This window comes from Neoroseomonas marina, assembly GCF_012927745.1.
In the GTDB taxonomy this organism is placed as follows: Bacteria; Pseudomonadota; Alphaproteobacteria; order Acetobacterales; family Acetobacteraceae; genus Neoroseomonas; species Neoroseomonas marina.
On the sequence record NZ_JABBKX010000003.1, the window covers coordinates 618,996 to 626,749 of the forward strand.

The window sequence follows — 7,754 nt, forward strand, 5'->3', positions numbered from 1 at the left end:
CCGAGATGACCGAGGGGGAAGCCCGGTTCCGGCGGGCCTTTCCGGGCATCGCGCTGACCATCTTCCTCTCGGCGGTCGACCAGACCATCGTGGCGACCGCCCTGCCCGCCATCGCCGCCGACATGGGCGGGATCGAACGGACCTCCTGGATCCTCGTCGCCTACCTGGTGGCGGCGACCTGCGCGGCACCGGTCTTCGGGCAACTGGGCGACGCCTTCGGGCGCAAGCCGCTGCTCTACGTCGCGCTGGCGATATTCACCGCGGGGTGCCTCGCCTGCGCGCTCGCGACATCCCTGCCCATGCTGGTCGGCGCCCGCATCGTCCAGGGCTTCGGCGGCGGCGCCCTGCTGACCATGGCCCAGGCCCTGATCGGGGAGGCCATCCCGCCCCGCGAACGCGGCCGCTACCAGGCCTGGATCGCGGGATCCTTCTCCTTCGCATCGGCCTTCGGCCCGGTCGCCGGCGGCTATGCGACGCAGCTGTTCGGCTGGCGCTTCGTCTTCGTCATGCTGCTGCCGGTCGCGGCCGCCTGCGCCCTGCTTTCGCTGCGGCTCGAACGCGTGCCGGCGGTGCGCCGCGGCGTGCGGTTCCGCTTCGACTGGGCGGGGCTGGTGCTGTTCATCGTCGCGGTCGCCTCGGCGCTGGTCGCACTCGACCGCGGCCGGCGGCTCGATCCCGCCTTGCTGCCGATGGCCGCCGGCCTCGCGCTGCTGGCCGTCGCCGCCACCCTCCTGCTGCTGCGGGTCGAGCGCGCGGTCCAGGACCCGCTGCTGCCGCTCGCGGTCTTCACCGAGCCTTCGATCGCGCGGTCCTACCTGCTCTCGGCCTGCGTGGTCGGTGCGCAGGTCGGGCTGATCTCCTTCCTGCCGGTCTGGCTGCAGACGGTGCGCGGGATGGCGATCGGGCCGTCGGGGCTGATGCTGCTGTCGCTGTCGCTGGGTGGCGCTTCGGGCGCGATGTTCGCCGGGCGGATGGTCGCGAAGTCCGGCCATGCGATGCGGTGGCCGACCATCTTCCTGCCGATCGGCTGCCTGGTCTGGGCGGTGCTGGCGGTGGCGGCGGACAGCCTGCCGCTCGCAGCCCTGCCACCCATGCTGGTGGTCGCGGCCTTCTGTTCCGGAACCTCCTATCCCATCGTGCAGGTCACGGCGCAGGCCGCGGCAGGCAAGGAAAGGCTGGGGGCCGCCTCGGCCGGGGTCGCGTTCTCCCGCAACATCGGTGCGGCGACGGGCACGGCGCTGGTCGCGGCGGCCGTCTTCGCCGCCCTCTCCCTGATCGGCACCGGCACGGCGCCGGCCTTCCAGCGCCTGGTGGCGGAGGGGCCGGCCTTCCTCGCCACGCTCGGCCCCGGCGCGGCCGCAGCGCTGCGTGCCGAACTCGCCGAGGCCTTCCGGATGCTGTTCGTGACCGCCGCGGTGCTGACCGCGATCGCCGCCGTCCTTGCCTGGCGGGTGCCCCTGCGGCGCTTCTAGTCGGCCGCGTTCGCCTGCTCGAGGCGGTAGGGATGCGCCGGGTAGCAGCCGAGGATGCGGAACTCCTTCGAGAAGAATTCCAGTTCCTCGAAGGCGCGCTTCAGCGCCGGGCTCTCCGGGTGGCCGTCCACGTCGCAGAGGAACTGCGCCGCCTCGAACCGCCCGCCGACCATGTAGGATTCGAGCTTGGTCATGTTGATGCCGTTGGTCGCGAAGCCGCCGAGCGCCTTGTAGAGCGCCGCGGGGATCGACCGGACGCGGAAGACGAAAGTGGTGACGGGGTTCGGCGTATCGAGCGGCGGATAGGATCGCTCGCGCGACATGACGTAGAAGCGCGTCGTGTTGTGCGCCTCGTCCTCGACGTTCCGCTTCAGGATTTCGAGCCCGTAGATCTCGGCGGCAAGCTCGGAGGCGATCGCCGCGTCCTCCATGTTGCCGCGCTCGGCGATGAGGTGCGCCGCCCCCGCGGTGTCGGCCTCGATCACCGCCTTGAGGTTCATCTCCTTCAGCAGCCGCAGCACCTGGCCGAGCGCGACCGGATGGCTGTGCGCGCGCTTGATGGTCGACAGGCTCGCCCCCTTGGGCGCGAGCAGGCAGTGCTCCACCCGCTGGAAATGCTCGCCCACCACGAAAAGCCCCGATTCGGGCAGCAGCCGGTGGATGTCCGGCACGCGGCCGGCGAGCGAGTTCTCGCAGGGGAGCATGGCGAGGTCGGCGCGCCCGTCCCGCAGCGCCTCCATCGCCGCCTCGAAGGAAGGGCTCGGCAGCGTCGTCCAGCCCGGATAGGCGGCCCTGCAGGCCAGGTCCGAATAGGCGCCGGACAGGCCCTGGAAGGCGATGGTCGTGTTGGTCATGGGATGTCCGTTCAAGGCGCCAGGAGCGCTCTTGCCCTTTCGAGGTCATGAGGCGTGTCCACGCCGAAGGGCCCGTGGTCGACCCGCGCCGCGGCGATCCGCATCCCCGCCTCCAGCGCGCGCAGCTGCTCGAGCTTCTCGCGCAGTTCCAGCGGGCTCGCCGGCAGCGTGACGAAGCGATCCAGCGCCGCGCGCCGATAGGCATAGACGCCGATATGGTGCCAGCGCGGCCCCTCCCCCCAGGGAATCGGCAGGCGGGAGAAATAGAGCGCGGGGGCGACGCGCGACTCGCCCTCGAAGGCGCAGGCGCATTTCACGAAGGAGGAGGTGTTCGCCTCCTCCTCGTTGGCGATCGGGCAGACCAGCGTGCCGATGTCGACCGCGGGATCGGCCAGGGGCTCGAGCACCGCACGCAGCGTCTCGGGCGCAATGGTCGGGAAATCGCCCTGCAGGTTCACCACGACGTCGTAACGGCCTTCGGGGTCGAGGGCCGCCATGGCGCGGTGCGCACGGTCGGTACCCGAGGGCACGTCGTCGGCGACCAGCACCGCCTCGGCGCCCGCCGCGCGGGCGGCGGCGACGATCTCGGGCTCGCCGGCAGCGACCGCGACGGGGCCGATCCCGGCCTCCCGCGCGCGGTCCAGGACATGGGCGATCATCGGCCGGCCGTGGATGTCGGCGAGCGGCTTGCCCGGCAGGCGGGTGGCCGCCATGCGGGCCGGAATGACGAGGATGGGGCGCAAGGCTGCTGTTCCGCTTGAAAAGCTGGGGTGACGCGGGTTGTCTGGCGCAAGGCCGGGCACTATGGTCCGGCGCGTTTTAGGCAAGCCGGTCTGGCCGCGCAAACGCGCGCCGGTCAGCCATGAGGGTTCGAGGCGAGATGCATAGTCTTGAAGGCAACAAGATCATCGCCGCGGTGCTGACCGCCGGCGTCACCCTCGGCATCTCCGGGGTGGTGGCGAGCCTGCTGGTTCACCCCCGGATGCCGCACGAGCCGCACATCGCGATCGCCGGCGCGGAATCCGCCGCGGCCCCCGCGGCGCCGGCCGCCCCGGCGCTCGAGCCGATCACGCCGCTGCTCGCGAACGCCAATGCGCAGAACGGCCAGGCGCTCGCGCAGCGCCAGTGCGCTTCGTGCCACACCTTCAACGAAGGCGGCCGCGCGGGCGTGGGTCCGAACCTGTATGGCATCGTCGGCGCCAAGCACGCCCATGTCGACGGCTTCAACTACTCCCCGGCGATCCGCGGCATGCACGACAAGCCCTGGACCTATGAGGAGCTGAACGCCTGGATCGCGAGCCCGCGCACCTATGCTCCGGGCAACCGCATGTCCTTCGGCGGCCTCGCCAACGCCCAGCAGCGCGCCGACCTGATCGCGTATCTGCGGTCGATCTCGCCGAACGCGCCCGCGCCCTGATCCCCGAGGCATACATCGCGGCGGCCGAGGCGGCCGCCGACGCGGCGGGGGCGGTCATCCGCCCCCTCTTCCGTTCCGCGCTCCTCGTCGAGGCGAAGGGCGACGCCAGCCCCGTCACCCGGGCGGACAAGGAAGCCGAGGAAGCGATCCGCGCCCTGATCGCCGAACGCTTCCCCGACCATGGCGTGATCGGCGAGGAGCACGGCGCCGACCGGCCCGACGCCGAATGGGTCTGGGTCGTGGACCCGATCGACGGCACCCGCGCCTTCGTCACCGGCCGCCCCCTGTTCGGCAGCCTGGTGGGGCTGCTGCACCGGGGCAAGCCGGTCCTCGGCATCATCGACCAGCCCGTCACCGGGGAACGCTGGCTCGGCGTCGCGGGCCGGCCGACGACCTTCCGCGCGCCCATCGGCGGCGTTGCCGCCTGCCGGCCCTGCGCCACGGTCGGCGAGGCGGAACTGTCCTGTACCAGCCCCGACATGTTCCTCCCCGGCGACCGGGTGGGCTTCGAACGCCTCCGCAGCACCGCGCGGCGTGTGACCTGGGGCGGGGATTGCTACGCCTATGGCCTCCTCGCCCTCGGCCTGGTCGACATCGTGGCCGAGGCGACGATGAAGATCTGGGACTGGACCGCCCTGGTGCCGATCGTGGAAGGCGCCGGCGGCCGCGTGACCGGCTGGCAGGGTGAAGCCCTCCTCCCCGGCGCCGAAGGCCGCGTGCTGGCGGTGGGCGACCCCGCCCTGCTGCCCGAGGCCGTCGCGCTTCTGACAGGCGCGTAACCGCCTCGACCGTTGTCCTGCAACGGTCGAGCCGCCATCCTCGCGGGATGCTTCGTCGCGACCTCCTGGCGCTTGGCGCCTGCGCCGCCCTTCCCGCCCTGCCCCGTCCCGCGCGGGCCGTCGTCCCCGCCGGGGGCGACAAACCAGGGGAGGTGGTGCGCACCCACGCCCTGTCGCTGCTGGCCCCGCCGACCCTGCCCGCCGACTTCGCACACTGGCCCTGGGCCAACCCGGCCGCGCCCAAGGGCGGCGAAGTCGTGCTCGCGCGCCTCGGCGCCTTCGACAGCTTCAACCCCTACATCCTGCGCGGCACGCCCGATATCGGCATCGGGCTGATCTACGACACGCTGATGGCCGGCAACCCGGATGAAGCGACGGCCGGATACGGCCATGTCGCCGAGACGGTGGAACTCCCCGCCGACCGCAGGGGCGTGACGTACGAGTTGCGCGACTCCGCCCGCTGGCACGACGGGAAGCCGATGACGGCGGAGGACGTGGTCTTTTCCTTCACCGCCCTGCGCGCCCATGGCCGTCCCTTCTTCCGCGCCTATTGGGCCGACGTGGCCGAGGTGGTCGCCGAATCCCCCCGCCGCGTCACCTTCCGCTTCCGCGGCGACGACAACCGGGAACTGGCGCAGATCCTGGGCGACCTGCCAGTGCTGCCGAAGCACTGGTGGGAAGGTCGCGACTTCACGCGACCCTCGATGGACGTGCCGCTCGGCTCGGGGCCCTACCGGCTGGAGCGCTTCGAACCCAACCGCAGCGTCGTGTACCGCCGCGTCGAGACCTACTGGGCGCGCGACCTTGGCGTGCGGCGGGGCCTGAACAACTTCGACACCATCCGCTACGAGTATTTCCGCGACACCACCGTCGCCTTCGAGGCCTTCAAGGCCGGCCAGATCGACTTCCGCACCGAGAACGTCGCCCGCGACTGGGCCACCGGCTACGACTTCCCGGCGGCGCGGCGGAACCTCGTGAGGAAGGAGGAGATCCCGCACGAGATCCCGACCGGGATGCAGTGCTTCGCGGTGAACCTGCGCCGGCCGCTGTTCCAGGATGCCCGGGTCCGCCGCGCGCTGATCGAGGTCTTCGACTTCGAGTGGATGAACGCGAACCTGTTCTACGGCGCCTACACCCGGACCGCCTCCTACTTCTCGAACTCGGACTTCGCCGCGCGCGGCGTGCCGGAAGGGCGAGAAAAGGCGATCCTGGAAGGCTTCCGCGGCCGCATCCCCGAGACGGTCTTCACCGAGGAGTACAAGCTGCCGGTCACGGACGGGTCCGGCAACAACCGCGAAGGGGCGCGGCGTGCCCTCGCGCTGCTGCGGCAGGCCGGTTGGACCGTGCGCGATCGCCGCCTGGTCAACGCCCAGGGCCAGCCCTTCGAATTCGAGATCCTGCTGCAGGGCGCGACCTTCGAGCGCGTGGCCCTGCCCTATGTGCAGTGGCTCGAACGGCTCGGCATCACCGCGCGCGTGCGCACGGTCGACCCGGCGCAGTATCAGGTCCGCATCGATGCCTTCGACTACGACATGACGGTCGATTCGACGGGGCAGAGCTTCTCCCCCGGCAATGAGCAGCGCGACTACTGGACCTCCGCCAAGGCGCGCGAGAACGGCAGCCAGAACGTCGCCGGCATCGCCGACCCCGCGATCGACGAGATCGTCGAGCTGGTCGTCAACGCGCCGGACTACGAGGAACTCGTCGCGCGCACCCGGGCACTCGATCGCGTGCTGCTGCACCACAACTTCGTCATTCCCCACTGGCACAGCCGCACCTTCCGCATCGCCTTCTGGGACAAGTTCGGCCGGCCCGAGCGCAACCCGCGCTACGGCCTCGGCTTCCCGCAGGCCTGGTGGATCGATCCGGCGCGGGAACGCGCCCTCACCGAAGCCCGGCGCGGCTGACCGCGCCATGGGCGCCTATCTGATCCGCCGGCTGCTGCTGGTGGTGCCGACGCTGCTCGGCATCATCGTCATCAACTTCGTCGTGGTGCAGTTCGCCCCCGGCGGGCCGGTGGAGCAGATGCTCGCCGAGTTGCGCGGCGACGCCCAGTCCACGCTCGGCCGCATCACCGGCGAAGGCGGCGGCGAGGTGCGCAACGCCAACCATCCTCCCGGCAGCGGCGGAGGCGACGGTCCGGTCGGCACCTATCGCGGCGCCCGCGGCCTCGACCCCGCCATCGTCGCCGAGATCGAGCGCACCTTCGGCTTCGACAAGCCGGCCTCGACCCGCTTCTACGAAATGCTGTCAGGCTACCTGCGCTTCGACTTCGGCCGGTCCCTGTTCCGCGACAGGCCCGTGGTCGACCTGATCGTCGAGAAGATGCCCGTCTCCATCAGCCTCGGCCTGTGGTCGACGCTGATCATCTACCTGGTCTCGATTCCCTTGGGCATCCGCAAGGCGGTGCACGACGGGTCGCGCTTCGACGTCGCGACCTCGGGCGTCGTGCTGGTCGGCTACGCCATTCCGGGCTTCCTCTTCGCCATCCTGCTTGTCGTGCTCTTCGCCGGCGGGTCCTTCCTGCAATGGTTCCCGCTGCGCGGGCTCGCCTCCCCCGGCGCGGCCGACATGCCCTTCTTCCAGCGCGCGCTGGACTACGCCTGGCACATGGTGCTGCCCACCACCACCCTGGTGATCGGCGGCTTCGCCGGGCTGACCATGCTCACGAAGAACGCCTTCCTCGACGAGATCGGCAAGCAGTACACCGTCACCGCCCGCGCCAAGGGCAACACCGAACAGCGCATCCTCTACGGGCACATCTTCCGCAACGCGATGCTGCTGATCATCGCGGGCTTTCCCGCGGCCTTCATCGGCATCCTCTTCACCGGCGCGCTGCTGACGGAAATCATCTTCTCCCTCGACGGGCTCGGCCTGCTCGGCTTCGAAAGCGCCATCCGCCGCGACTACCCGGTGATGTTCGCCACCCTCTACATCTTCACACTGCTCGGCCTCGTCATGCAGATCGTGGGGGACTTCACCTACACCCTCGTCGACCCGCGCATCGACTTCGAGGCCCGGCGGTGACGGGGCGAGTGGTCGTGGCGCTGCGCGCGTCGCAGGGGGGCGCTGCCCCCCTGCACCCCCCGCCAGAGGCCGAAAGGCCTCTGGACACCGTGAATTGGGCGGGTGGGGGGGGGGGGGCCAAGCGCGCTCCGCCTCCCGCGGGCCGTCCCCGCCCCCCCCCCCCACCCGCCCAGTATTGGGTTCCCAGGGCCCCTTGGCCCTTTGC

General features: G+C 71.0%; 7 protein-coding genes. 5 read left to right on the plus strand and 2 right to left on the minus strand.

The annotated features are described in order from the left end of the window. Positions 1 to 5 precede the first annotated feature (5 nt). Positions 6 to 1,472: an MFS transporter gene (locus tag GWK16_RS13100; protein WP_170054395.1), complete on the plus strand. Its 1,467-nt coding sequence runs from the start codon at positions 6 to 8 to the stop codon at positions 1,470 to 1,472. On the opposite strand, the gene GWK16_RS13105 is transcribed toward GWK16_RS13100, so the two are convergent. Both GWK16_RS13105 and GWK16_RS13110 read right to left on the minus strand, forming a co-directional pair. After that, a complete protein-coding gene (locus GWK16_RS13105) occupies positions 1,469 to 2,326 on the minus strand; it encodes a prephenate dehydratase (RefSeq protein ID WP_170054396.1) in 858 nt (285 codons plus the stop codon). The genes GWK16_RS13100 and GWK16_RS13105 overlap by 4 nt on opposite strands. Positions 2,327 to 2,337: 11 nt before the next feature. Next, a complete protein-coding gene (locus GWK16_RS13110; protein WP_170054397.1) occupies positions 2,338 to 3,069 on the minus strand; it encodes a 3-deoxy-manno-octulosonate cytidylyltransferase in 732 nt (243 codons plus the stop codon). A 137-nt stretch (positions 3,070 to 3,206) separates the two neighbouring features. On the opposite strand from GWK16_RS13110, the gene GWK16_RS13115 reads away from it, so the two are divergent. The 4 genes from GWK16_RS13115 (at position 3,207) to GWK16_RS13130 (ending at position 7,549) form a co-directional block, all read left to right on the plus strand. Beyond that, the gene (locus GWK16_RS13115) at positions 3,207 to 3,743 is read left to right on the plus strand and encodes a c-type cytochrome (protein ID WP_170054398.1); all 537 of its coding nucleotides are present in this window, start codon (positions 3,207 to 3,209) and stop codon (positions 3,741 to 3,743) included. Continuing rightward, complete coding sequence (locus GWK16_RS13120; protein WP_170054439.1) at positions 3,740 to 4,522, plus strand: inositol monophosphatase family protein; 783 nt, start codon at positions 3,740 to 3,742, stop codon at positions 4,520 to 4,522. The genes GWK16_RS13115 and GWK16_RS13120 overlap by 4 nt, the downstream gene beginning before the upstream one ends. 155 nt (positions 4,523 to 4,677) lie before the next feature. Then, the gene (locus GWK16_RS13125) at positions 4,678 to 6,429 is read left to right on the plus strand and encodes an extracellular solute-binding protein (RefSeq protein ID WP_338144467.1); all 1,752 of its coding nucleotides are present in this window, start codon (positions 4,678 to 4,680) and stop codon (positions 6,427 to 6,429) included. Between the two features lie 7 nt (positions 6,430 to 6,436). Beyond that, on the plus strand, positions 6,437 to 7,549 hold the full coding sequence (locus tag GWK16_RS13130; protein ID WP_170054400.1) for a microcin C ABC transporter permease YejB: 1,113 nt from the start codon (positions 6,437 to 6,439) through the stop codon (positions 7,547 to 7,549). Positions 7,550 to 7,754: the final 205 nt, after the last annotated feature.

Excerpts from the sequence above, each read along its gene's own strand:
- GWK16_RS13115 (WP_170054398.1), top strand. The coding sequence starts at position 3,207 with ATGCATAGTCTTGAAGGCAACAAGATCATCGCCGCGGTGCTGACCGCC.
- GWK16_RS13130 (WP_170054400.1), top strand. The coding sequence starts at position 6,437 with ATGGGCGCCTATCTGATCCGCCGGCTGCTGCTGGTGGTGCCGACGCTG.
- GWK16_RS13105 (WP_170054396.1), bottom strand. The coding sequence starts at position 2,326 with ATGACCAACACGACCATCGCCTTCCAGGGCCTGTCCGGCGCCTATTCG.
- GWK16_RS13100 (WP_170054395.1), top strand. The coding sequence starts at position 6 with ATGACCGAGGGGGAAGCCCGGTTCCGGCGGGCCTTTCCGGGCATCGCG.